At 39.0% G+C, this 26,442-nt stretch carries 24 protein-coding genes and 2 pseudogenes; 4 read left to right on the top strand and 22 right to left on the bottom strand.

Annotated features, from left to right (window positions below):
- Positions 1–5 precede the first annotated feature (5 nt).
- The 9 genes from VSA01S_RS11165 to VSA01S_RS20000 form a co-directional block, all read right to left on the bottom strand.
- Positions 6–539 carry a hypothetical protein gene (locus VSA01S_RS11165; RefSeq protein WP_102857659.1) on the bottom strand — a complete coding sequence of 178 codons (534 nt, stop codon included), beginning with the start codon at positions 537–539 and terminating at the stop codon, positions 6–8.
- Between the two features lie 383 nt (positions 540–922).
- Entirely contained in the window at positions 923–1,345 is a 423-nt protein-coding gene (locus tag VSA01S_RS11160; RefSeq protein WP_039982240.1) for a GNAT family N-acetyltransferase, read from the bottom strand.
- Between the two features lie 545 nt (positions 1,346–1,890).
- On the bottom strand, positions 1,891–2,124 hold the full coding sequence (locus VSA01S_RS20195) for a hypothetical protein (protein WP_083932290.1): 234 nt from the start codon (positions 2,122–2,124) through the stop codon (positions 1,891–1,893).
- A gap of 11 nt (positions 2,125–2,135) precedes the next feature.
- The gene (locus VSA01S_RS11150; protein ID WP_083932289.1) at positions 2,136–2,648 is read right to left on the bottom strand and encodes a toll/interleukin-1 receptor domain-containing protein; all 513 of its coding nucleotides are present in this window, start codon (positions 2,646–2,648) and stop codon (positions 2,136–2,138) included.
- Positions 2,649–2,710: 62 nt separating this feature from the next.
- On the bottom strand, positions 2,711–4,117 hold the full coding sequence (locus VSA01S_RS11145) for a hypothetical protein (protein WP_039982239.1): 1,407 nt from the start codon (positions 4,115–4,117) through the stop codon (positions 2,711–2,713).
- A 40-nt stretch (positions 4,118–4,157) separates the two neighbouring features.
- A complete protein-coding gene (locus tag VSA01S_RS11140; RefSeq protein ID WP_039982238.1) occupies positions 4,158–4,514 on the bottom strand; it encodes a hypothetical protein in 357 nt (118 codons plus the stop codon).
- Positions 4,515–4,876: 362 nt separating this feature from the next.
- On the bottom strand, positions 4,877–5,074 hold the full coding sequence (locus tag VSA01S_RS11135) for a hypothetical protein (RefSeq protein ID WP_039982237.1): 198 nt from the start codon (positions 5,072–5,074) through the stop codon (positions 4,877–4,879).
- A complete protein-coding gene (locus tag VSA01S_RS20475) occupies positions 5,065–5,199 on the bottom strand; it encodes a hypothetical protein (protein WP_258007730.1) in 135 nt (44 codons plus the stop codon). Before VSA01S_RS20475 ends, VSA01S_RS11135 begins: the two co-directional genes overlap by 10 nt.
- A 33-nt stretch (positions 5,200–5,232) precedes the next feature.
- The gene (locus VSA01S_RS20000) at positions 5,233–5,397 is read right to left on the bottom strand and encodes a hypothetical protein (RefSeq protein ID WP_158000790.1); all 165 of its coding nucleotides are present in this window, start codon (positions 5,395–5,397) and stop codon (positions 5,233–5,235) included.
- Between the two features lie 165 nt (positions 5,398–5,562).
- Here VSA01S_RS20000 and VSA01S_RS11130 point away from each other — a divergent pair, with 165 nt between their 5' ends.
- Complete coding sequence (locus VSA01S_RS11130; RefSeq protein ID WP_227739644.1) at positions 5,563–6,141, top strand: tyrosine-type recombinase/integrase; 579 nt, start codon at positions 5,563–5,565, stop codon at positions 6,139–6,141.
- 160 nt (positions 6,142–6,301) lie between these two features.
- Here VSA01S_RS11130 and VSA01S_RS11125 read toward each other — a convergent pair whose 3' ends face one another.
- The 5 genes from VSA01S_RS11125 to VSA01S_RS11105 form a co-directional block, all read right to left on the bottom strand.
- Entirely contained in the window at positions 6,302–6,913 is a 612-nt protein-coding gene (locus VSA01S_RS11125; RefSeq protein ID WP_158000789.1) for an outer membrane beta-barrel protein, read from the bottom strand.
- Between the two features lie 699 nt (positions 6,914–7,612).
- Positions 7,613–8,353 carry a hypothetical protein gene (locus tag VSA01S_RS11120; RefSeq protein WP_039982234.1) on the bottom strand — a complete coding sequence of 247 codons (741 nt, stop codon included), beginning with the start codon at positions 8,351–8,353 and terminating at the stop codon, positions 7,613–7,615.
- An 11-nt stretch (positions 8,354–8,364) separates the two neighbouring features.
- Complete coding sequence (locus tag VSA01S_RS11115; protein WP_039982233.1) at positions 8,365–11,100, bottom strand: hypothetical protein; 2,736 nt, start codon at positions 11,098–11,100, stop codon at positions 8,365–8,367.
- A gap of 382 nt (positions 11,101–11,482) precedes the next feature.
- Entirely contained in the window at positions 11,483–12,601 is a 1,119-nt protein-coding gene (gene gcvT, locus VSA01S_RS11110; protein ID WP_039982231.1) for a glycine cleavage system aminomethyltransferase GcvT, read from the bottom strand.
- Positions 12,602–12,862: 261 nt separating this feature from the next.
- Positions 12,863–13,486: a helix-turn-helix domain-containing protein gene (locus tag VSA01S_RS11105; protein WP_039982230.1), complete on the bottom strand. Its 624-nt coding sequence runs from the start codon at positions 13,484–13,486 to the stop codon at positions 12,863–12,865.
- A 376-nt stretch (positions 13,487–13,862) separates the two neighbouring features.
- On the opposite strand from VSA01S_RS11105, the gene VSA01S_RS11100 reads away from it, so the two are divergent.
- The 3 genes from VSA01S_RS11100 to gcvP all read left to right on the top strand — a co-directional run bounded on the left by VSA01S_RS11100 (position 13,863) and on the right by gcvP (position 18,576).
- Positions 13,863–15,158: a serine hydroxymethyltransferase gene (locus VSA01S_RS11100; protein ID WP_039982229.1), complete on the top strand. Its 1,296-nt coding sequence runs from the start codon at positions 13,863–13,865 to the stop codon at positions 15,156–15,158.
- A 49-nt stretch (positions 15,159–15,207) separates the two neighbouring features.
- Positions 15,208–15,591 (top strand): glycine cleavage system protein GcvH, encoded by a 384-nt coding sequence (gcvH, locus tag VSA01S_RS11095; RefSeq protein WP_039982228.1) that lies wholly within the window; start codon positions 15,208–15,210, stop codon positions 15,589–15,591.
- Between the two features lie 120 nt (positions 15,592–15,711).
- Positions 15,712–18,576 (top strand): aminomethyl-transferring glycine dehydrogenase, encoded by a 2,865-nt coding sequence (gene gcvP, locus VSA01S_RS11090; RefSeq protein WP_039982227.1) that lies wholly within the window; start codon positions 15,712–15,714, stop codon positions 18,574–18,576.
- A gap of 328 nt (positions 18,577–18,904) precedes the next feature.
- Here gcvP and VSA01S_RS11085 read toward each other — a convergent pair whose 3' ends face one another.
- The 8 genes and pseudogenes from VSA01S_RS11085 to VSA01S_RS11045 form a co-directional block, all read right to left on the bottom strand.
- Entirely contained in the window at positions 18,905–20,125 is a 1,221-nt protein-coding gene (locus VSA01S_RS11085) for an ATP-binding protein (protein ID WP_145993898.1), read from the bottom strand.
- Positions 20,126–20,192: 67 nt separating this feature from the next.
- On the bottom strand, positions 20,193–20,951 hold the full coding sequence (locus VSA01S_RS11080; RefSeq protein WP_039982225.1) for a hypothetical protein: 759 nt from the start codon (positions 20,949–20,951) through the stop codon (positions 20,193–20,195).
- A 175-nt stretch (positions 20,952–21,126) separates the two neighbouring features.
- On the bottom strand, positions 21,127–21,807 hold the full coding sequence (locus tag VSA01S_RS11070) for a hypothetical protein (RefSeq protein ID WP_039982224.1): 681 nt from the start codon (positions 21,805–21,807) through the stop codon (positions 21,127–21,129).
- 836 nt (positions 21,808–22,643) lie between these two features.
- Positions 22,644–23,864, bottom strand: coding sequence for an MFS transporter (locus VSA01S_RS11060; RefSeq protein ID WP_039982223.1), 1,221 nt, complete (start codon positions 23,862–23,864; stop codon positions 22,644–22,646).
- Positions 23,848–24,345, bottom strand: a pseudogene (locus tag VSA01S_RS11055) (SagB family peptide dehydrogenase); the annotation flags it as partial. The pseudogene VSA01S_RS11055 and the gene VSA01S_RS11060, both read right to left, overlap by 17 nt.
- A gap of 844 nt (positions 24,346–25,189) precedes the next feature.
- Positions 25,190–25,363 (bottom strand): annotated as a pseudogene (locus VSA01S_RS11050) (glutathione synthase); the annotation flags it as partial.
- A gap of 101 nt (positions 25,364–25,464) precedes the next feature.
- Positions 25,465–25,602, bottom strand: coding sequence for a hypothetical protein (locus VSA01S_RS19995; RefSeq protein WP_158000798.1), 138 nt, complete (start codon positions 25,600–25,602; stop codon positions 25,465–25,467).
- An 11-nt stretch (positions 25,603–25,613) separates the two neighbouring features.
- On the bottom strand, positions 25,614–25,868 hold the full coding sequence (locus tag VSA01S_RS11045; protein WP_083932330.1) for a sigma factor: 255 nt from the start codon (positions 25,866–25,868) through the stop codon (positions 25,614–25,616).
- Positions 25,869–26,442: the final 574 nt, after the last annotated feature.

The raw sequence follows: 26,442 nt of genomic DNA, 5'->3' as shown, positions 1-26,442 counted from the left end.
TTTCGCTAGCTAGAAAAAGCTGCCTTCAATTTCGCCCACCAAGTTAAGGTTGCTTTATGCTTTTCTGGCTTCTCATAATATATATCTACGAGTTCATTATGGCATTTATCCATCAATGCTTTGATTACTGGAGGCTCTTCTATTTCAATGGTTATTCTGCTTTCTTTAAACTTTAGTTCCTCTGACTCTAAGATATAATCACGACCTGACAGAGAAAGTTCGAGCTGCAAGTACTTTTGTCTAAGCGTAGAATGAAGGATAGCTTTAGCTTTTGTGTCAACAACCAGTTCAAGTACCTGTAGCAGAGCTGCTATACACATGAGCCATGTCGCTAAACCTGGGGGAGCTGATTGAGACTGATATACAGCTGTAAACGCGGCAGAACTCATTAGCAATGTAAACGCAGTAATAAATTTGCCTAGTCGAGTATATGCCGCCTGTAAATGCATATGATAACGAATACCAAGTCTAGTATTCCATAGCAAGTCCCAATGCCTGTCAAAATCATCTTCTGACGGTGTTATTGACGTAGTCGACATAGTTACTACCTTACTTTTTATCTCCGTTCCCTCTTTTAGGTCTAGGAGGTGTCATCTGGGATTGAGATATATTGTTACTTTTATTCGTACCACTAGTTGGAAAATCGCGACTATAATTCGAGCTTTTATCGTAATTCTCCTGGGCTGGTACTCCCTTATCTTCGTATTGCTTGCCCGTATCTTTATTAGTCTTCTTGCACATATATGCCTCCTTTTTAATATAGACGAAGAATACATCAACTTATGAGATTTTAAAGCTAGTCAAACTTTAGATTTGCAACCAAGCTCACATGACAACTAACGCCGCGTTAAGTGGTGAACTTAGCTTGGGTATAAAAAATTCGCTTAATAAAGTGTTTAGTCTAAGTGGTATAGATTATTGGTTAGGAGATTGTTCTCGACATGCTGTAAAACCTATCATCAGCGTTATCAATCACAAAACCAACCCTTTCATAGAGATGAAAAGCTGGGCTGATTTTAAATACACGTAACTTAAGTCGATTAGCGCCTGATTCAATGGCTAACCTTTCACATTCAGACAGTGCTAACGCACCAATACCTTTATTTTGGTATCTCTCGCTGACTTGCAAGTCACGAACATAACAACCGTCGTTATCAAAGGTTAAACGAATTGCTCCAACTACCTCACCATTGACCAGGATATCGAAATTGGCTAAATCTTGAATTTGGTCTTCGATTTTTGAGCAATCCCAATCAACAGAATAATGCTCGTAGTATGAGCGCATATTTACATAAGTAATCTCAGCCGAAAATGCTAAATCTTCTGTTTGTTGATACGAAACCATTAAACCTCCTAACGCTGATTAGATGACAAGTTGTCGTCTTTCATCCCTCGATAATGCAATGGTTTTTATACTAACTCAATTGATAATCAATAAATTATGACACATTAAGGGAAGTTAGACTGCAAGATATCGGCTATGACGGGAATGAACAGTTATCAACTCAATCGAATAAGCTTTAGTAGGGCAATGCACGCACTTTGATTCTTTAGAGTATTTAATCTAAGTGATTTTGGGGCAGAAACGAGTTAGGCTGTTCGCTCTCATAGGTGTGATCACCAAACGATTCTACCCTGTCGTAACTACCAAGCAACTTTGTAAGAGCACGTTTTTCACCATTGCCTCATTCTCTCACGTACCCTGTCTAATCATCAGAAATGTGTCGATGTAGAAAGTAAACAAGAAAAAGCCCCTTTTCCCAACAAAATAAATAATCACCTTATTAAACAGCAATTTAAGATAATAACGCAGAGTTAATGGCGAAAAATGGCGACGAGAAATACTTCACCAGTTTCGTTGAACTCAAATTTGACTCTGAGTCTGTAATGTTATTCTGTAATCCAGTTTTGCTCGATAGCATAAAACTTTGCTTTATCAGTCAGAGTATAGGCACTTGCAGCCCACCCACCTCCAGTGAGCTGAATGAAACCATCTCGACATAGTTCAGATATATATACTTCAGCAAATATTTTTGAGCAACCAAGTAACGCATGAATCTCTTCAAACGCTAGAATACCAGCTCCTGCATTATAATTATTTACCCACGTTTTAAGTAGTTCCATTTTTTTATCTGTCACACTCTCAGCAGGATTGGCGATGACTGACTCGAATGATTATTACCAACTGGAGGTTCTTTAAATAGTGGAGCTTGATGAATTTCACGCAGAAGGTTATCAAACTGCAACTCAAATTCATCATCACGAGAAAAGTTTATATACATTCGAGAGCTCAAAAATATTGGAACATTATGAGTCCCAGTTTGTCGAATTAATGGTATAACCTTTTTACTGTCAACTTCACGCATATACTCAGAAGTCATAATCATTTTTTCGTAGCCAACATTACCTAAACCATCATTTGCTTTTGTAACATAAGTTTCTGTACAAACCATAATTATTCTATCTGAATCCGAAACATTCTCCTCCATAAATTGACCCAAATCATCACCTAGGCTGACTCTAAACTGGTCTAAAATTGCATCGACGCCAGCATTTCGTAAACGCTGAGCTAATTCTAATACCCATTTTTTATGACTTTGGTTGTCATGTGAATATGAAATAAATACTTTAGGTACATTGCTGCTCATTTTAAACCCCTTCTTTTATATAAAGACAAAGTAGAATTGGTGAAAGTATATTACTTAGTATGTCATTTAGACTCTGTTTTTTTCTGTACCATTTCAGATGAAGAGTTAAAAGACTTTGCAATTCCAATTACCTCTTTCACTTCTTTTATAAAGTCCGGTACATTTTTAGTATTATCTCTCTCATCGTAAAAGCTAAAAAAATTCTTTGCTAAGTCTCTTTTTAATTCAGCTCTCTCTTTTATACTAAGTTCAGATAAGTACGCACCTATACTTGATAATTGAGTACCTCTCTGTCTGTAAACATTCTCTTTAGTTCGGTGGCTTGCAGACTCTTTAAGTAAATATATAAACGGTGTAGTTAGTAATGTAATAGTTAAAAATCGGATCAAAAACCATTGGAAGGTTAGTTTTGAATCGGTTTCTTGTGCTTCCCCAAAAAAACCTAAGAAGCTATTAAATAGGTAAATAGAAAAGCCTATTACTAATATCAAACCGGACACACCGATTATTCTTAGCCAGTCTGCAGCTTTTTGCTCTTTATCAGCCTGAATTCTATTTGCATTCGACTGGTGAGCAGTACTTATATCACCAAGCACTCCTTGTATATCTTTTTTATATGTATCGAATTCTTGAATTTCAATATTAATTCTATTTTCTATCTCGGATATCTGTGAATCCACCTGACTATTAAATTTATTAGCAGCTTCCTGAGCAGATAATTGAATTTCATTAATCAAATTTCGACCGTGGTTTGTTACTGCCTCTAAATTAGAACTTTGCTGTTTAGAGAAATTCTTATCAATATTTCCCATCAAATCTTGAGCTGTAATTTTAATTTTTTCTTCAATTTCTGATAACTCGCCTTTAAACGTCTCTAAGTCTTCCTCCAACCTTCTCGATTTAGAGTCGGCTCTTTTAAATAACTCCATACCAAAAGAATTTATTTTATTAATATAACCATCGGCAGTTTTTTTTAAAGTCCCATTTAAATTAACAACTTCATCATCAATACTTGAATTAGGATCCAATAAACAAAGAGCCATAATGTGATTATTCACTAGATCAATACTTCGCACTACCTCTGAAAGCATTTTATCGCTTTTATTTAAGTCATATTTAACATCTTCCGTTAAGATAAATCTACTTGGGCTCATTGAGTTACTTAATGAGTTATTTTCATCTATAAATATAATGTTTTCCCTGATTTTTTTAATTATATTTGATAGGTTATACCTCAACTCATTGACTGAATCTAATATTTCCAAATTACTTGCACTATGAAAATATTCTTCTATAAGAATATCTAAGTCTGAAACCTGTAAAGGTTCCACATCTATTCCTGTAGCAATAAGTGCACTTTTAATCTTCTTGCTATTTAATAAATCCAAGCAATAAATGATACTATCCTGAGCATCACTTAGGTGACTTAATGCATATTTTCTATATTTTGATTTATAGCTTTCTTTCATTTTTAAACTTTCAATTTATAGTTAAAAATCGTTAAAACATTTATTTAACTTTAGATAATACACTGGCTGATATACCAGCCTCAATATACTGCTCACAAGCAAAACGAAATTGTGTAAGATAGCTTTCACCAGATAGCATTTGATAGTTAGAAATAGTGTTACATTTTTCAGATGGATATATTACTGTCAGATTATCAACTTTATTACAATAAATCACATTTCCTTCTAACTTTTTTTTGCCTTGATACACGGAACATGATTCATATTTAACCTTCAAACCTGTAACTTTTCCTTTTTCCAATCCTCTATTATTGAGTTCCAACGCTCCGAATACAAATGTAGGGTATATAATAATTATTAAAGTTATCCCTATTTTTTTTATTGTATATTTCATCATTTTTTAAATTGCCCTCTTAATCGGAATCCAAATAGACCTTATATTATTACAAATATATAAAAATCAAATTTACAGAGTGCCATACCAAAATGTTAATGACAAAACAAGTTATTAATCGTTTCGACAAACATTTTCTATGATAAAAATCACTCCATATACCGCCTAAATCTCTAAGAGGAAAAACTTGCTTAACTCACCTTGCTTTAACGAGATATTCCGAACAACACGTTCGCTGATAAAGCCGTTTGAAGCACTGCCATACTTAACTTTTAGACTCTTAGCCTTTAGACTAAAGCTATAAAAAATCACAAAAAAACGCCCGACTTGGGCGCTTTAAATCATTTATTCTTAAGCCATGGTGATCACTTTATTTGATAGCTACCTGCAGAGCTCCCAGCATCAACCGTGACCTGAGCATTTTGCGTGATTTCGTCTATTACCGCGTGGGCAATCGCTTCGGCCATGGCGGCGCTTTTCGCGTGTGGGCCATTGGTCTCAAACCCTCTCGCTTGTAACTCTTTAACGAGTTTGTTTGTCAGTGATGTTTTATCTAATGCCATTCCTTACCCGCCTTAACCGTTGAAGATAAATCAGAGTGAGGTTTGCCCGTGTACGCACAAATACAATCGCCTTGCACCACACCTTTGCCCCCATTCATGGTGATAAGGTCAGCACTAAAACGCATGTTCTTCGCACTGGCTTCGATGTCTTTCTCAACTTAAATCACCTGATTTCCAAGCACCGTCAGTTTGTCATCCAAGCCAACCACTACATCAGGTAACTGGCCAATCACTTGCGCCCATTCCCCACCACTGGCCAAGTGCATGCTTTCTAATGTGGCGAGGTTCATGGCATCGCCTGCCAAAACATCAATTGCCCCCATCGCCTCAATGCGCTTTTTCCCCCAATGAACTCTTGGCTGTGTTCCACCGTGTAAAGCTCATGCAGACCAAATTCACTGGTGTGCTGCTCGGCTCGCTCTGTGGTTTGAAACGCCTCGATTAAACGGGTTTGGTCTGTACTTTGGCGATGATGCCCTGCGGTATCCGTGGGCGAATGGAAGGGTGATAACCCACTGCAGTCTGTTCGGCAATTTAAATTGCACGAAACAGAAATGGAATTTTTAACTATTGAAGAAATGCAAAATTTAATATTCAAGTCTGAAGTGCATGAGTTCCACGGCGACATACACAAGATCATCAAACTTTGTTTGGCAACAGGTGCTCGTTTTCGTGAAGCATCTCGCCTCACAGGTGTACAGCTAACAAAATATAAAGTTACGTTTACTCAAACGAAAGGTAAAAAGAATCGTTCAGTACCAATAAACCCAGAACTATATGATGTCATTTACAAGGAAAGTTCAGGCCCATTGTTTAATATCGGCTACAGTACAGTCTATCGATTTATAGTTAAGCATGTACCACGATTAAAACAACAAGCAGCACACGTACTACGCCACGCATTTGCATCATATTATATGATGAATGGTGGAAATATAATCGCCTTGCAACGAATCCTTGGCCACAGCGATATCAAGCAAACTATGCGATATGCTCACTTAGCCCCTGATCATCTAGAAGATGTAGTCACCCAAAATCCTCTAACTAGCCTAGAAGTGTCGCCTTAAATGTGGCGACAAAATGGCGACAGATTTTCACAAAACTGATTAAATATGGCATTTATGACTAAGCAACAAATTCTAAACAGTTGAAAAGGCTTGAAAAACCTAATTCCTATTGGGGTGATTCAAAATATAGCTTTTTAAACCATGGTTAAGATTCTGCAGTTCATGAGTTTGCAACATCGTCTATTTGTTTGATAATGTCTGTTTTTACTGGGCGAATGATTACAGACTCTGTCACGATAGCATTGTCAGACTGAAAAAAGTAACTCAAGCTCCACATGATTGAGTGACTGTCGTAGTAACGTGTTTTCGAATTACCCATTTCATCAATGTATTGATAGCCAAGTGAGCCTTTTAATTTGGGCGTAAACTGATAAGCCAGCCCAACTTCACCTAATGGAGAAAAACCGATTGCATCTTGCTGAAAATCAGAGGAACGCTTAACCATATCCCAATAAACAAAGCTAAATCGACCATACAGGCTAATGTTATCTTGCCAATACCAATCGTAACGAACAGCAGCTTCAATCACTGATGCTTTGATATCAGCAGACTTATCTGAAGCATGTAAATCAGCATGATATTGATACCCTGCTTCAATCGCCCATTGAGGAGTAATTTGGTAGCCTGCAAATAGACTCGCGATACCACCACCTTCAGGATCCCCTTCATAACGATAGGTATCATCTTGCGAGAATTGATACCCCGCTTTGACCCCTAAATAAAAGTTATTCTCGAGAGTCATTGATGACGCACCAAATGACAATGAACTCATTAAAAGTCCACATAAGAAAAGTGGCAAATGCAATCTTAACATTCTCATTACTCTATGATGATATCTTCAATCAGATGAAAGTAATATTTAGTATCATCGATACTATGTTCTCTGATTAATTAATAAGAAGGATTATTAGGTTCTATCACAAATATAGTTTGAGATGTGACAGACCAATCCTCCAGATGAAGTTATAAGGCTTTATTAGTAGCGGTCTCATCACGATTAAGATTAAAATAATAATCAACAACGTTTCTAAACTTATCGACCACTCTAAAGGACTAGGCTCAGTCGCCTTTGGCTTAAATATAGTTTCATCCATTCGCCATGAGCCTGAAACAGCTTCTTCTTATACCGCGATTAATGCTCTAAATAAGCAAAGTCTGCGGTTCCCCCTGAAGGCATGAGAACAGTCTAATGGTTTTTTTGGACAACTCATTATTAACATCAAGACATAAAGCATCAATATTGGAACTTTTGCTGAGTGAAAGGTTTCGAGCGTACGAAATACAACAGGATGCTGCACGGCAGAAATAAACTGAAAGGAAATTGTTGCAAAAAAGGTTTATTGCATAAAAAGAACTTATTGCAAAAATTGAGGACGTTTCTGAGGTGTCTATTTTGGGCTCCGTGGTCAACTTAAATCTCAATGTTGGCCAAAGAGTCCAAAAGAATCATCACTAATTAGATACCGACAAATCAATTATTATCATCATCAAACAAAAAATAGCCGTCCAATAGCGGATTTTTCCCGTTTTGGAAGTCATCTAAGTTTCCATAATCTAGGCTAGCTACCGAACCATAGTACATCTTCAGATTACACAGAAAATTAAATGACTGATGGCTTTCTTTGATGTCATAGCACACGGTTTCAACACCAGCTTTCTGCCAATCATCTAATATCGATTTATGAACTAAATAAGTATCTGAATTGCCCTTCAGCAGAATACGGATTATTGGCCTCTGCTGTATTGGCACTCCTGCCAGTCTCAGATTCACTCGTTGATGAAAAAAGATCTTATGGAATGAAAGTGCAGTAAAACCCTCACGCTCATCTCCTGCGGCATCAACCAGTGTGGCCGGTGTTTTAGTTACACCCAAAATAGGAGTAAAGGTTAATTTATCTGCCAGCTCACTATACAACATAAGCGAACCTGAGCCCCAACAGCTGGATACTGGCGGTAACCTCAATAGTCGATCACCTAACTCCTGTTTAATATGGCTGGCTTTATTATGTCTTTTCTCTTCAACAGAAAAGCGCATTGGTGTATCACCTAAATAAATTTGGGGCTCACTTTCATTGCCATCCACAATGGGACGCCATGAAAAATCATACTCATCTAACCAAGCTTCCGGATGATTTTCTGGTGCATACACATCACCAAAGTTAATCAACTGCAGTGGTAAGTATTCACTTAATATCCCTTGCATATCTATCATAGCAACTTTCCTTACTGCACCGCGTTAATTTTATGCTCTAATTCTTTGTGGAAATTCTGCCAGCGCTCGATCCAGTCATCGGTAAGATCATCGACATCCAGCTCAGGATCATGACGCATTTCGAAATCGGCACGACCATTGGTGAGATAATGATCAAAGAACATATTTTCTGCGATCTTTCTCAGAATACGCTTACCACGAGTCCTATGGCTGCAAAGTAATTTAATCAATCGGAGTTGGACTTGTTCATCGGGCTCAGCCAGTATCTGCGGCAAAATACAAGTACTGTATTCACAGTAATTTTCGATATAGATATCGTAAACTTTGCTGTCAGAGTAATGATCAAATTTATTTTGATAGTGCTCAAAGGTTAACTTGCCAGACAAAAAGTCTTGTATTCCTTGTTTTAACCGTTTTTCTCTCTCTGTATAACTAATAAACGAATGTAGCTTAGTTGTGATTGTATTACGTTCAACACTGTCGTTAATAATCACATAAAAATTAGCGCTATATTTAGCGAAATCAAGTAACTTAGCTTCAGAGTCCAGCTTTTCTTCACCTGATACTGCAATAAGCTTTAGTTTTTGATCAGCAAGAATAAACCATGCAAAGCGAGAAACCTGCTTAATTCTCTCCACTTCGCTTTCAATCACGATTGGCAACTTATACTTTTCAGGTAAGAATTCACGGCGTTCGCTGAACGAAAGCTCATCATGAGTAAACATAGTTTTGATGAAATCATCATCGAAGTGACTGGTTTTATTTATCAGCTCATCTAGCATATCTGACCGCTGTGTTAGCAGTGGTGTCGCAACTTTAGGAGCTAAACGATAAACGTCTAAATAGAAGTAATCTCGGATTCTTGGTGTCACTTTAGCGAGAGCAATATCCCAGAGTTGCTGTTTATCTTTTTTCAACTTAGCGTATTTTCTTACCAGCTTTCTATATCGAGGAATATCGTGAGATTGAGCTAACCTGACTTCGAAAGTCAGAAAATCGTAAGCATCAATCTCGATCTTACTTAAATCCACCAGCAGCTGTTTTTTTTGCTTGTCATTTTTAAATCGGCCAGAAAAAGGCATCTGTAAACGAGTAAAGCAACTCAATGTTGCCTGTGGCGCTAGTCTCAATGCCATTGTGATCACTTTCTGAGTCAGTAACCTTGGCTCACTGAGCTGTAACCAATAACAACTGGCAAGAATAGGCATAAAATCACTAATACTGCTAAATAGTTGCGTATGTGGCTGTGCCTGATGTTTTGTTCTATGAGCATCCATACCGATATCTCCGGCCAATACCGATTTAAGCTGCTGAATACTATCAAAATCTATATCGGTGCTATCTGAATGTAACCAAGTAACAAAGGCATTAGGTAGAGTTTCATCATGTTCAAGATCTGATTCAATCAATCTTAAAATTTCTGGTAACAGTAAGTCATCGATCAGTTGCCGAAGTGCCTGTGTATTGCTGTCATTTATATTTGTTTGTTTATCTTTGTACAGCAGAATACTGGCTAATAATAAATGGCTTGATGGCTCTGAGCCTTTCCAGCAATTAGGATTAACCGCTAAGCGCTTATCAACAAAGATCTTTTCAATAGAGCGCCATTGCTTGTAGGAACAAAAATGATAGTCTTCAAAGTCATCCAGCAGCTCTAAGATAGCTTGTTGCGTCTCCGCAGTAACATTATCAGTATCTTCTGTCGTGGGCCGGCTATATCTCGCTTTAAATTCGGCATCCGTTAAACAGGACGAACCTTCAGTTTCAACCAATATTTCATAGATGTTGTCAGACCAAGTCGTCTGATCAAAGATATGATAAAAAATATCTAACAGGCGTAACATACATGTCTGCTTTGTTGCTCTGCCTGTCTCTGCTTCTAATAGTTCTTCGGCCAGTTCATAAATAACCCGCTCAAAGTCATCATGAATGTCGTTTTGTTCCGGAATCGAGTCATAGCGAAGTACGTCTAGAATATGCCGATAAAACTCAGGAGCAAATCTATTAGCATGGACCAACAGTAACACACCATCTAAATCAATAAAGGCATTTTGCTCGTCTAAAATATCCTTTCCATGACCTGTTAACACGTAATGCCACAGCGCTTCTCCATTGGGCAATGATTCAATGAACGGACGTACCATTGATAACGAACTCAGCTGTTCAAGCTCAGCTAGATTGATTTTTTTACTAGCAAACCCAAATCGTTTGGCAATTCTTATCAGCCAACCAAGTTTCGGCTCCTCTTTTATAAATTGCTCTGTTAAGGGGTTTGTTTCCTTAGGTCTAGTATATTCTTCAAGACCCGGCCAGTTGGTCCTATCTGTAAAGTCATTAATTGCCAAATCCATGTCAGATGTACTTGTTTCTACCAACTTCTTAAGCTGAACGACTCCCCAATCAAAGGTGTCTTTAGGTTTGGCTAAACAGTTATGACGAAATACTGAAAGAAATACTGAAGTGCCACTCTCTTTCGCTTTGTTGATTAATTCATCGGCGAGCACTTGTATTGACGTTGCATCGTCAAAACATAGGCAGAAACTAACATCAACAGACAATTGGTATATCTCTGAAGTAGAAATTTTTTCATCTTGTAGTGTATTTAGTAATATTTGATAACGCCATTGTTCTAAATTGTTAGCATAAAGAAAAAGCAGGCAAGGATCATCGTAGCTATCTAGCTGTTTAAATAGGGTCTCAACATCCTGGGTAAGTATTGGTGGATGGAAATTTCGTTGCTGTGACATAAAACTCAGACACCTCAGTTGTGAGCTTAATAAATGCCGTACCAGGCTATAAAATCACATATAGTGATGTGCTGGCCGACCTGCTCGGTGGGCTCTTACACCCGGTATTGGAATAAAATACCACGATCTTTAATTGTGTTTTTACTGATTTGATAGCGGAAATGATGGTGTGCTAAGAGATTTTGTAATAATTGTAAATAAAGGACAAATAAGAGAGGCTTATCGTTAAAGCCTTCCTTAAGTGCAGTAGTAAAATGTAGCTTTTCCGGACTCATCACTTATCGCCTTCATCGTAACCATATCTCTTATATTGGATTTCCTAGGCACTTAAAATAAACCCCACTAAAAAGTGGGGCCAGCTAAATTCGTTACTTAATAAGAATTAACCTCGGTAATAACGCTGAGGAACAAATGGCATTTTCTCAACTGTCATTGGGAGCTTTTTACCACGCACTTCAGCAAACAACTCAGTACCGATAGCAGCCAGATCAGCACGCACATAGCCCATCGACACCGGTTTGCCTGCATTCGGGCCAGCTGTACCACTAGTTACAATACCAATTTTGGTTCCTTCTGCATCAAACAGCTCAGCGCCTTCACGGACTGGAGCTTTGGTTTGTCCAACTAACCCCACGCGTTTACGAGCAACGTCTTTGGTTTCGATTTGCTCAAGGATAATTGCAGCACCAGGGAAACCACCGGCACGTTCGCCATCGGCACGACGTACTTTTTGAATGCCCCACAATAAGCTTGCTTCTACAGGCGTAGTTGTTGGGTCAAGATCGTGACCATACAAGCATAAGCCGCATTCTAGGCGAAGAGAGTCTCGCGCCCCAAGGCCAATCCACTCGACTTCCGATTCTGCCGTCAACTTAGTAGCAAGCTCTTGCGCATGTGTTGCAGGTACAGAAATTTCATAACCATCTTCCCCAGTATAACCACTACGAGAAACGATGCATTCGGTACCAAGCAGATCAACCTTACGTACATCCATGAACAGCATGTCTGTCACTTCAGGCGCAAAACGAGATAGCACTTCCGAAGCTTTTGGTCCTTGAATCGCCAGTAGAGCTCGGTCTTCTATTACTTCTAGAGTTACATTCGATGGCAAATGCTCGTTCAAATGGGCAATATCTTGTTCTTTGCAAGCCGCATTCACAACAACGAAAAGGTGGTCGCCAAGGTTTGCCACCATTAAATCATCCATGATACCGCCTTGTTCATTGGTAAAGAACGCATAACGCTGCTTACCAGCACCAAGATCAATAATATCGACAGGAACCAAAGACTCTAGGAAAGCTGCAGCGCCCTCTCCGTGCAAACGTAACTGGCCCATATGAGAAACATCAAATAATCCGGCAGCATCACGAGTATGTAAGTGCTCTTTCTTTACGCCCAAAGGGTACTGCACTGGCATGTCGTAGCCCGCAAATGGGACCATTTTCGCGCCCACTTCCAAGTGAAGGGCATGAAGTGGTGTTTTTAGAAGTTCTTGAGTCATTGTCGTCTCCGTATAAATAAACTCGTGATGATGTCCAGATGTTTCCAATAATAAACATGAGTAATTCTGATTTGCACGCATAGTCATCAGTTCGAATACAAAAGTGTGACTTTTAACATTTTAGCTACACTCAAAAAGCATAAAAAGACGTAAATCTAAGGGTTAATCCGTATGGAATTTTCATTTCCATAGATTTTTTATGCTTTGATTGCACCAAGCAAACGATTGCTTTCACTATAAGAAATTTACATCTTATTATCATTAGCGAGCTGTCACCCATAAAATTTGCGCATCTTGCTCGCTAAGGCTGGTTAAAATATGCCCCATATTAGCGTCGTAATAAACGCTGTCTCCCTCACTTAAGGCAACCGGCTCATAGAACTCAGAATAAAACCTCACCTCTCCTGACAGGATCAATAAAAATTCCTCACCATCATGACGTACCCAATCTTTATATTCCCCAAAATGCCGTGCTCTAACCTGACTTTTAAATGGCATCATTTTTTTGTTAGATAGTTGAGTTGCTAATAATTCATGCTCATAAGTTGGCGTTGGGTGAGGTTTACCTTGCTGGTTTTTTGTTATATCTCTGCGCCCCACCGCTACTTTTTTTGTAGGTGGCTCAAATAGTTGCGGCATATCAATTTGCAAACCACTGGCTAACTTTTGCATGGCTTGAAACGTTGGTGAGATTTGTTCGTTCTCGATTTTACTCAGTGTCGAACGCGCAAGCCCAGTACGATTACTGGCTTCTTCTAAGGTAATCCCGAGCTTAGAACGAATATCTTTAATTCGCTGACCTAATTTCAACGGCTCAATATTCTGTTCTCTTTGCTCTTTCTCTAACCTCATTGAAGGGTATTCATCGTAAATATTCTCGGCCATAAATCCTTCTCAAAACCGACTTCATCTAATGTTGTCTTCATTGTGCACGATACATAAATCGCTTAAAAGAACATCACACCAAATAATGCATACTTTGTTAACAAAATCAGAAAATTTGTTTCTTATAGGAAATTAGTAGTTGAATGTTCATTCGTCTAACGCTATGTTACCGACTTGTTAGATGTCGAGATATACATTCCGAAACAGATTGGTAAGCAAGGAAAACACCATTCTTCGGTATTTTGTTCCCATCATTGGGGCATATTTCATCCTGTTCTGCCTCGCAGTTCAGCAGTTTTGAGCATAAATGGACTCATGAAACACCACAAGGTAATCGAGTGTTCGAGTACATTATCAAATTTGCAAGGTCACCATCATGCACAAAAGTTATCCTAACCATAGCTTGGAAAATTTTTTCACTACTAACCTATCCGCGACAGACGACGCCGTTTTCGCTGGAATCCAAGCTGAATGCGCACGCCAAGAAGAACAAATCGAACTCATCGCTTCTGAAAACATTGTTTCTAAAGCCGTAATGCAGGCTCAAGGCACCTGCCTAACCAATAAATATGCAGAAGGCTATCCGGGTCGTCGTTATTACGGCGGTTGTGAATATGTCGATACCGTCGAAGCCATTGCCATCGAACGTGCGAAAAAACTATTTAATTGCGAATACGCCAACGTTCAACCTCACTCAGGGGCGCAAGCGAATGGCGCAGTGAAATTGGCTTTATTACAACCTGGCGATACCATTCTTGGCATGTCATTAGATGCAGGCGGCCACCTAACACACGGCGCTCGCCCCGCTCTATCGGGTAAGTGGTTTAACGCAGTGCAATATGGTGTAGAACGCGACACACTAGAAATCAATTACGAAGAAGTACGCAAACTGGCCTTGGAGCATCAGCCTAAGATGATCATCGCCGGAGGAAGTGCCATTCCTCGTACACTGGACTTCGCTAAATTCCGTGAGATCGCCGATGAAGTTAATGCCATCCTGATGGTCGACATGGCGCACATCGCTGGTTTAATTGCTGCTGGTGAACACCCTAGCCCACTGCCTCATGCCCACATCGTCACAACAACGACTCACAAAACATTGCGCGGTCCTCGTGGTGGAATGATCCTGACTAACGATGAAGCAATCAGCAAAAAGATCAACTCAGCGGTCTTTCCTGGTTTACAAGGTGGCCCACTGATGCACGTTATCGCAGCCAAAGCGGTAGCCTTTGGTGAAGCTCTAGGTCCTGAGTTTAAAAACTACATCGGCTCGGTAATCAGCAATGCCAAAACACTTGCCGAAGTCTTGCAAAGTCGTGGTTGTGACATTGTCACGGGTGGTACCGATACTCATCTCATGCTGGTGGACTTACGCCCTAAAGGGTTGAAAGGCAATAAAGCAGAAGAAGCATTAGAGCGTGCTGGTATCACATGTAATAAAAATGGGATCCCATTTGATACAGAGAAGCCTATGATTACCTCTGGGATCCGTTTAGGAACTCCCGCAGGCACAAGCCGAGGCTTTGGCATTGAAGAATTTACGCTTATTGGTCATTGGATTGGCGACGTACTGGATGGCTTGGTGAACAACCCTGAAGGTGACAAGGAAGTAGAACAACGTGTGCGTAAAGAAGTGAAAGCGCTTTGTAACCGCTTCCCCCTTTACCGATAATCTATTTTATATCAGAACTATTTCTGACTAGTTATTTGGAGATTAAGCAATGGACAATACATTGAAGTTTACAGACAGCCACGAATGGGTTCGTGACAACGGTGACGGTACTGTGACTATCGGAATTTCAGCGCATGCACAAGAAATGCTAGGTGACGTGGTTTTCGTCGACCTACCGGATATTGATGACAAAATAGCAGCAGGTGAAGGTTTTTCTTTAGTCGAATCAGTAAAAGCCGCGTCAGACATCTACTCCCCTGTGACTGGTGAAATCGTCGAAATCAATGAAGAGCTTGAAGACAGCCCAGAACTGATCAACGAAGAGCCATATGATGGTGGCTGGATTGTGAAAGTCCAACTCTCTGATCCATCAGAACTTAATGACCTTCGTGATGCCGACGAATACTTAAGCATCATTGAAGAAGAAGAATAGAATGAAACAAAGCTGTCCCTCGATTCAATAAGGTGACAGCTTTTTTTCTAAGTTCGGTCGTATAATTAACATTATCAGTAGCGAACCTCCGTTACCCGAACGAAGAATAGGTAAAGGACAATGACTGAATTACTTCAAAGCCTCAGCACACAAAATGAGTTCGTTGCTCGCCACAATGGACCAAACTCTTCCGACCAAGCCAAAATGTTGGAAGCGATCAATGCGGTCAGCCTAGACGCACTGATTGATGAAACCGTACCTGCTCAAATCCGTTTAGAGCAACCAATGACGCTCGCCGCTGCCAAAAGCGAAGCAGATATGCTTAAAGCAATGCGTCAATTTGCGGATATGAACCAAATTAACCGCAGCTTTATTGGCCAAGGTTATTACAACACGTTCACACCAAACGTTATCCTACGTAACGTGATGGAAAACCCTGGCTGGTACACGGCGTATACTCCATACCAACCAGAGATTTCTCAAGGTCGCCTAGAATCTTTGCTTAACTTCCAGCAAATGGTCATGGACCTAACAGGCCTTGAAATCGCCAATGCTTCTCTGCTTGATGAAGCCACCGCCGCCGCAGAGGCAATGACGCTGTGTAAACGTGCGGGTAAGAGTAAAAGCGACGTGTTCTTCGTTGCTGATGATGTTCACCCACAAACCATCGAAGTAGTGAAAACTCGTGCTAAGTTCATCGGTTTTGAGGTGATGGTCGGAAATGCCGATATCCTTCCTCAACAAGACGTATTTGGCGCCCTACTTCAATACCCAAGCACAACCGGTGAAGTGCGCGATCTGACTGATATCATTGCGCAAGCTCAAGCCAACAAAACCCTAGTGACCGTGGCTACCGATCTGTTGGCTTCTACACTGCTTAAACCCGTCGGTGAAATGGGTGCTGATGTGGCGATCGGCTCTGCACAACGCTTTGGTGTTCCAATGGGTTACGGTGGTCCTCACGCTGCATTTATGGCAACCCGTGATAAGCATAAACGCACCATGCCAGGCCGTGTGATTGGCGTTTCCATCGACAGCAAAGGCAATCAAGCGCTGCGTATGGCGATGCAAACACGTGAGCAGCATATCCGCCGTGAAAAAGCGACCTCAAACATCTGTACTGCTCAAGCTCTGCTAGCCAATATGGCCTCTTTCTACGCGGTGTATCACGGTGCAGAAGGTTTGCGTACCATTGCACGTCGTACTCACCATATGACGGCGATTCTAGCCGCGGGTTTAACCAAAAGCGGTTTTGAGCTGGCACACAACAGTTTCTTTGACACCATCACCATCAACACTGGTACAAATACTGAATCGTTGTACAACAGTGCACTGGCGGCGAACCTCAATCTACGCAAGCTACCAAATCAACTTGGTATCAGCTGTGACGAGACCACCACCACAGAAGACATTGCTGCATTATTTGCGGTATTTGGCGTAGAAGAAGCGATCTCATCGCTTTCTAGTGAAATCGCAATGAATGAATTTGCCGCGATTCCAGAAGCGCTTCGCCGTACAAGTCAATACCTGACGCATCCTGTATTTAACACTCACCACAGTGAAACACAGATGATGCGTTATCTAAAACAGTTAGAAAATAAAGATTTTTCACTGACGCACGGCATGATCCCACTGGGCAGTTGTACCATGAAGCTTAACGCAGCAGCTGAGATGATTCCGGTCACTTGGCCTGAGTTTGGTGCCATTCACCCATACGCACCAGCAGATCAAGCGGCAGGATATGCGGCGCTGGCAAAAGATTTAAAACAGAAGCTGTGTGAAATTACTGGCTACGATGCTTTTTCGCTACAACCGAACTCGGGCGCTTCTGGTGAGTATGCAGGTCTGATTGCCATTCAACGTTACCATGAGAGCCGTGGTGAAGCGCATCGTAACGTGTGTTTGATCCCAAGCTCTGCCCACGGCACTAACCCAGCGACAGCCTCTATGGTGTCGATGAAAGTAGTGGTGGTGAAGTGTGACGAGGATGGCAATATCGACATCGACGATCTGGCCGAAAAAATTGAAAAGCACCAAGACAACCTATCAAGCATCATGATCACTTACCCTTCGACCCACGGCGTGTATGAAGAGCAAGTGAAACAAGTGTGTGAGATGGTACATGCGGCTGGCGGTCAGGTTTACTTGGACGGTGCCAACATGAACGCACAGGTTGGCCTCACGACTCCGGGCTTTATCGGCTCTGATGTGTCGCATTTGAACTTACATAAAACCTTCTGTATTCCACACGGCGGCGGCGGCCCGGGTATGGGACCGATTGGAGTGAAATCTCATCTTGCGCCTTTCTTACCGGGTCACGTTGAGAACGGTGTCGATGGTGAGCAGTTTGCGGTTGCAGCAGCGGATATGGGCAGTGCGTCTATCTTGCCAATCTCTTGGGCATACATTGCCATGATGGGTGAAGCAGGCCTAACTGAAGCCACCAAAGTTGCGATCTTGAATGCAAACTATGTGATGGAGCAACTGCGCACTCACTACCCTGTGTTATACCGTGGCACTAACGGCCGTGTTGCTCACGAGTGCATCATTGATATTCGTCCACTGAAGGAAGAAACAGGTATCAGCGAAGAAGACATTGCCAAGCGTTTGATGGACTATGGTTTCCACGCGCCAACCATGTCCTTCCCTGTTGCGGGCACCTTGATGGTAGAGCCGACGGAATCGGAAGATCTGGAAGAGATGGATCGTTTCTGTGAAGCGATGATTGCTATCCGTGAAGAGATGACTAAGGTACAAAAAGGTGAATGGCCACTGGATAATAACCCACTGGTTAATGCGCCTCACACTCAAGTGGACTTGTCTGCTGACGAGTGGGATCGCCCATACTCTCGTGAGATCGGCTGCTTCCCTTCTAAGGCAACCAAATCTTGGAAGTACTGGCCAACGGTCAACCGCGTCGATAATGTTTACGGCGACCGTAACCTGATCTGTTCATGCCCAGGCATGGAAAATTACCAAGAGTAGTTTTGGGGTTAGTGAAGATAACTAATTAATTAAGTTAGTTAACGATTTAGTGAAGTTGGTTAATTTCTAATAATTCAAAAGCGAACCCTTACAAGGTTCGCTTTTTGCTTTGTGGACTAAGCTATCTGGAGTTAATCAAGTTAGAGGCTCTCTAACTCGAAAATGGACATAAATCAGTTTCAGAAAATTGAACATTAGCAATTCATGAATAACTTAAGATATGGCAATGTCACTTTACTCGATGTCGAGTACTAGTGGTGCAGAACAGACGGTGTCATGTGGGATAAAGATAGCGTCAATACTTAACTATTGACGCCATAGTATCTTGTTAACTGGCTTTTTTCAGTTTGCGTAGGAATTGATAATCTTTAAACCAATCTTTACTTCCTGTTGAAGCATGTCTGGTATGATTTAACTCAACTTTGAATTCTTCGTTGTTAGAACTGTTTGATAACATTTCCATTAATTGCGGAATACTGAAAAATCTACAATTAAAAAATGTTATTCTCTGTTTACCATATGCCTCATTAAAGACATTCGACCGATATTGATTTTGTAGCTCTAAAAGATTTTTGTTTACCTTTTTGTCTTCTCGTTCATCACCACTTTCAATTTGTGCATTAATTAAACTATTTAGTACTTGGTGTATAAATGCTCCATCTTGTACACCAAAAAAACCAAATAAAGATAGTGCGACTCGCTCAACATTCCTACCTAATAACTCAATTTTTGTTCCATCTTCAAAGTTTATGATGCCATCACGTCGGAGTAAGTATTCATGGCAACCAGTTTGGGCTAAAGCATGAAAACAAGATTGAGATAAATCTACAACTGATTTAAGGCTATTCCCTGCTCTGGCCTCTGTTGTCAGTGTTTTCCTTTTAAGTTCAATAAATATTATTGTATCACTCGTTTCGATAATGAAGTCGCACTCTCGTTTCTGACTTTGTATAGAAAGCTCTTTTGCGATTTGTTTTGATACTTTGTATTCTTTATTTGAGTGAATTTCAATTCCACTTTTAACAAATAGATTTTCAACAAAGTCTTCTATCGCTTTACCCATGATATTTCCATCAACTCCTTCATCCCTGAATAAATTTAATAAGGAAGTGTAGAAGCCATAGTTATTAAGTGTATGATTTATATAAATGTACTTATCATCAACATGAACAAATGGTTTCTCAAAATAGTTTCTTTTAACTATATCTTCAGGCTTTAAATAGCCATTATTAATTTCACCAGATTCAAATGAAAAAATCTGTAATGTTGAGCGAACATCTTGCAAGCTATATTTGTATTGTAAATCACGGTAAACATCTTCATCGGTAAAAAATAGAGGACGATCATGTTTTGAGTATTTAGAAACAGACATTAAAATGTCTATGTGTAAATCAACATCTATAGAAAACGGTGCAAGTATCCCAGAAGTGAAAATTCCAGAAACGATTTGAAGTATGTGATTCTCAGATACCTGGTCGATGGAGCAATGTTGATCGTATAGTATTTCTTTTTGTAATGCAGGAAGTATAGTGTCATGCCTGTGATTCATATCACTATATTTATTAAAAGTTTGTAGTTTCTGAATGCAAAAATAATGTTTTAAAAGATCAAGGCACTCAATATATTGATTTTTGTAATTGCGTGATTTTTTTTACAAAATGTAAATTAGCAAGGCTAATGTTAAAGATATACCCCCAAGGAATATCTATCTTATTTACTCCCGTAACACTTGGCTCTGATCTTAAGAAAAAGCGTTTTAGACTCGAATCATATAAATTCGAGATGCATTGAAGTGTAAAGCATATAGCGTTATACCCCATCTTTTTAAACCTATAATCAATCGCCTGAAATAACCTCTCTTCATCTTTTTCGGCAATACTTGGATATCCCGATAAAATAGACACCTTATAACCTTTATTTCTCAGAAATTGTATTGATTTTGCAATATCTCTGTTCTCATCAAACGAGAATAAAGAGCCATCTGGATGATAATTAGAAATGGATAAAAATGCTTCCAAATAATCTTTTACCAAGAACCAAGAATCGGCAGAGTTTGTATATGACTGCAAGCTGTTAATGACATACCTTATGAGAAGAACAAATTTAAAAGAATTAGCACACTCCATTTCATCTGAAGAGTAATATTTGAGCGCCAAGTGTTCTTGTATTCTAGTAAATTCAATGTGATTGATATCTTCTCCATACAGGGTTTCTTTTATCTTTTCCTTAAGATAATTCTGCACTTCAGAAACTGTTTTGTGATTTTTAAATTCATAGCCGAATTTCTTAGCTACTTGGTAAAAATCATCATAACGTCCATAATCCATTGACCATGAACTTTCTTTTTCTTCAAGAAACTTTAGGACTGATTCCATAATCTCCCCTATAGATGTATAGACTAATTGTGGGTTACGCTGAAGCCTAACATTTTGCTAAGGTGTAAGTAACACTATACAAAATCCGCCGCAAACCATCCTAAACACTAAACGAAACGCATAGTAAGAATGTCACGCGTTGCGAATCACTCTTAAACAGTTTGTATGCATTTTATTAACGCAATGGCTTAGGAGCTAGTCTTGCAATACGCCCTTGAATTGTCCAACTAGCCATTTTAGCCTGCTCGGAATTAAAGTGATTAAGTCTAGTATCATAATGATCAATATGTGCTTTATTTGGTGACTCCACCAAGTCTTCCAATATTAGTGACATAAGATCAAAAGACTTTTTGTATACCTCAAGTTTTACAACATCTAGATCTGCAATCCTTTGAGTGATTTGAGCGTTTTCTTGCGTGTTAGCTCTATTCATAGCGATCGACCATTGTCCATGAGCTAAGCGGTTACGTAGTTCACTAGGTTGCCTGATATAGTCTCTTAGAATAAGTAGCATATCACTTCGGATATTCTCCTTCTCTATTTCTGTTTTAGATGAGATTTTTGCAACCATAGTATTTAAACAATGCTTCCAACCGGCAAAAGACTCATTTCTAAACTTGGTTTTGAGGGTATCAATTTCAGAAGAATTTAACGCATATGGTGTATGAATCAATTTGGAAAAAATTGCTTCAGTGTAAGCAGAGAAGAGTAAAGCAAGCAGTTTTGTTTGAATATCTACCGCTTGAAAATTTTTTGTTCGATATGATTCGTTAATCAGCATGGTAGTTTGTTTCCACGCTTTATTTAGCTCTCGGACATTATGTGTTTGGATTTCGTAAGGAGTTGTAGGTGTCATGGGCTTTGACCTTGGAGATAACTAGGTAAAATATACTCGAAAATACACTTTACCTAGCTGGACTCGAACCAGCGACCTCGCAATCACGTAAACGCTTTTGCGCGCTCTCACCCTTCTGAGCTATAGGTGCAGTTGCATATTACTATAAGAGATTGAGCAGTCAAGGAAAAATGCATAACGCTTACTATACAGGCTATAAGCTGACTCAATGGATATATGATACTTAAGTCTTCAAAGGACAAATCAATAGCTTAGTTAAAAAGTTAATAGATTAGATTGCACCATGAGGCATAATTTCTTAATGTCCCGAATTCGGATAACTTTTGGTAGGGCAAACGCACATTAACAACATGTGAATGAGTAACAGCTCTAACGCATAAAGGGGCAGAAATGAGTCTTTTCATCAACAAATTGATAAACGTTGTTACAACGTAACAAGAGTGAAATAAGATTTAGGATTTATCCGTTTAGATTATTGCAGTACTTAAAACGAGCACTCGGCAAGCAGATCCCAACATTTTGTCGTTTCTCCGCAAGGTAAAGTTACTTCGCAGCCTTCTCCAACGCTGTTAAATCCAAATTTCTCGTAGAGTTTTATGGCAGGAAAGTTAGATTTATATACCCATATATGGGTATAGATAACGGTTGATTCTTCTAAATTCCAGATATCCTCTTACAACAAGATAATACAAGTAGACTTGAGAGCGCTGCGAATATGTTATTTTTGCAAACGTGGAATGCTATTTATAGTTCGACTAAAAACTACAACTAAAACTATAACTATAACTAAAACATCATACATGATTAATCATAACCTTTATGATATATCTTACATATCAAACACTACTAGAAAGAGGTTTATGTTTTTGATTAATAATCAAATAATACCTTAACATAATAAAATTAATTAAAGTAAATGATAAATAAACTAAACCAAATACTAACCACGCTTGTTTTATTGATATCCAAACCAATAGATATGATAAGAAAAATCCAAATAAACTACCAACAAAAGATGACGTTAATGAAAATATTGATGTAACTGTACTTCGTGTATCGGATGTTATTTCATTGTTCAAAAGTATTTGCACTGGCGCATTTCTCAGACCAACAAAAACAAAAATTGGCAGCAAAGATAATATATATAAATATATATTATTGGTTAATCCGCAAACTATAACCCCAATCGATATTGCTGAGCTTGAGATTGTAATCAAATAAATGTTAGATTTTGGATTTGAACTTCTAATCCACGATGTAATGCTATTTCCTAAACCTTGAATTAATAGAGATAACATTGTTACAACAGATACAACTAAATATGAATTTACATCTTTAGCTTCATTATAAAGGGATAATTGCCAAAAGTTAATAAAAGGAAATAGGCATAGAGTACTAATCATCGATGACAACCAATACCAACGAAGTAATTTATTTTTCCATAAGGAATTAAAAGAGTGCGATATTTGTTGTGTATGGGTGCGAATCTTTCCCATTCCTTTGCTATCAAGTTTTAGATTAAAACAGACATACATAATTAATAGTGCAGAGCTAAATTGACAAACGAAGATAATCCATACTAAATCACTAGTAAAATAAAGAGTTATCCCCGATATTAAAGCTGAAAATGCCATCACAGCTAAACTCACACTCCTACAACGCGCTACATAAGTCCTTAATTTTGCGTTATCTTTATGTCTATCGATAAACCAAGTTTGTGATGTTCCACTAGCTATGGCTTCAGATAACCCTGACAATATTGCCCAACCTAACAGAATGAAGCTATTAGTGGTATGTAAAAAAAATAAGCTAATGAAAAAGAATATCTGAGATATTAAAAAAACCTTCAATCTTCCATGTTTATCAGCTAAGCTACCAGTAGGAATTTCAAATATTGACGTTGATAGTAATAATAAAGAAAATATACCAACAGCTGCGAATTCCTCTCCTGAAACTTGGGTAAAGTATATTGCTAAAAAGGGCCCAAGTGATCCTTTACATAACCATTGCAACATTTGAATATTTCTTATTATTTTATAATCATGAGAAATGTTCATTGGTTTCCTTTGCTATTATTTTATTGTGTTCTTCACTGTGTCTTGCATTTTCACTACCTGGGTAGCCTATAGCAATGTAAAATAGGCTAGACTCTCTATACCCGTCAGCATTGACAAACTTATTAATCTCATTATCATAAAATGCTCCACTGATCCAAGTAGAGAGACCATAGGCATTGCAGGTTAATTGAATTGTTTGTGAAAGATGGCCAGCATCAAGCAAACATACACGATATGCTCTAGAGTGATGATATTTCCATTGTTCTCGTTCAAAGTTAGAAGCCAAAATTATTCCACATGAAGCATCCTCAGCAAAATATTGATGCATAAGAGAGCTTCCTAGGTTTTCTGGATATTCATTAATTTTAATTAGTATGTGAGCATCAGAATGATAATAATAAACTCCACGATCTAGCCCTTCAACTCTATTTACGACTACATAAGGTTCTGTTGGATGTAGACCTCCTCCAGATGAAGATGTTCTTAAATGATGAGCTGTTTTTCTCTAGTTTTATCTTTTTCATACATTTACCTTTTGTAATATGGATTTTTTCACACCTCGAAAATGAGGAATTTAATATTTACATGAAGTTAACATCTTGAGAATTTATTACTAAACGAGAAGCTAAATAATGAAGAACTTTTAATTTTGTCACAGAAATTAAAAGCCCCAATGGATAAATGCGATTAGTATGGAAAAATAATAAATTTAAAACACAAATCCATTGCACCGTTGTTAACAAAGGATTATCAACTATTACTGATGGGGTGTTTTAGTTGTAAACCACAAGAAAGCTGCAACATTAAGATGAAAATATCTAACATTATCAGATGTGCAATTAATGAAGAAAGTATTTGATAAGATAGCCTGAAAGCTCGAAACACAAGGGCATTCAAAAATCTGTGTCAGCTAATTTTGGCTAGTAGATATCTAAGACATCATCCAAGTGCCCATCGAAGCGAATTACCAGTTGAGACAATGTTATGTTCCAGTTCTGAATTGGTCTAGTACAAAAATTGTAAACTTTTAAGCTAGCACTGCTTAGATACTTAATATACGTTCATGCATAGCGTCATTAGATCACGTATGGCAAACTCAGCAGCGTCACTCATCGCTGAATAATTGTACTAAGTAGAAAAGGGGCATTTTCGTGTTTCATGCCCCGTCGGCAAACTTTTGGACACAAATAAATCCCAGACCTCTCTAAATTAGCAATCATTGAATCAACTGAGGTGTTGTCAAACCTTTAAATTTAGTGGCTAATTTCATTCGGCCACTACAGTACAACCCATACTCAGATTGCACATCGCAAATCTAAAACCAGTTATTGGTCAATCAAAACTAACGAGTCCAAAATACCCTGCCCACTGTGTATGCCTCCTTCATTTTCACTCGCGGGTTTACTGCGGATTAAGTATCCGGCATAACCGTTATTTTCTGTCACTGGTTCACCTTGATAATGTGCGGTAAAAAGGCCCACTTCACTAACCAGGTCAGTTTAGCAATCAAGGGGGTAACCTTACGTAGGTGGTCATACGCTGAACGTTCCATTGTCATCGGCGCAATACTGAATGGGACATGCCTTGCGGTATTGTCAGCCTAACGAAAAGCTACGCCGTGCATGATTTCCCACTCAAGAATATCTTCAATCACTTGCTCAGATACAAATTGTCTTTTATCAGTATCAAGAAAATCGATGTGTATAGTCGGCTCTTCCATAAAGTTAATACTCGTCATATTTTAATCACTCATGCTGCGCTTACGGACGTTAAGCCTAGCGTGCTGTTCTGAGTGTCGTTTTCTTCTTGTGTTTTTTGACTCAGGTACAAATCTCTACGATACAACCAATTCTGAAGCTTATCTCTCGTATCTAGCCGTTCAATCTTTTGACTGGCCTTAATGTAAACGTCATGAAAAATATCATCAGCTAAATCAAGATCACCCGTCTTTTTCACTATATAACTTCTTAGTTGGTCTTTGTGTGTAATCCATTCCGCTAGCATAGCTTTTCCTCAATTATCGATACGACTCCACAAATTTTGGATAAAAATCGAAATATTATGGGTGTAAAGCGTAAAGGTCTAGCGATTCAATCAACCATTACCTGCCACATTTAAGGTATTCCATGTCCACGAAAATGAGTGACGGACTCTAGCCTGCTGCTGAAATGGTAGACTCTAACTTGCCACTGGAACAACCATATCGTCATCCTGAACAGTGAGGAACGAACGTGATTCAAGATCTATCTACAGGGTGTGGAAAGATAACGTGATGTTGATGAAGGTCGAGCACTCGGCAAGAGATACCGAATCGAAAAGCGGGTAACTGTCAGATCAGGTCTGAACCAGTACAGATAAGGTAAGAAATCAAACAAATGAAACGGCCGGAGCCGCTTCATTTACATTTAAAGATTTATACAAGCTACAGCGTTAGATTTCTACAGTCACTCTTACCTGATTATCTTTAGGACTATCTTTAAATGTGATACCCATGCTGTTAGCCGAAGCGTTAAATGCATTCATCACGTCATTTTTTTGCTCTTTACTCACTTTAAGAAGAACATCCTTTCCATTGACT

The sequence above is a fragment of the Vibrio sagamiensis NBRC 104589 genome, assembly GCF_007990935.1.
Lineage (GTDB): Bacteria > Pseudomonadota > Gammaproteobacteria > Enterobacterales > Vibrionaceae > Vibrio > Vibrio sagamiensis.
This window is presented reverse-complemented; position numbering and strand designations above follow the sequence as displayed.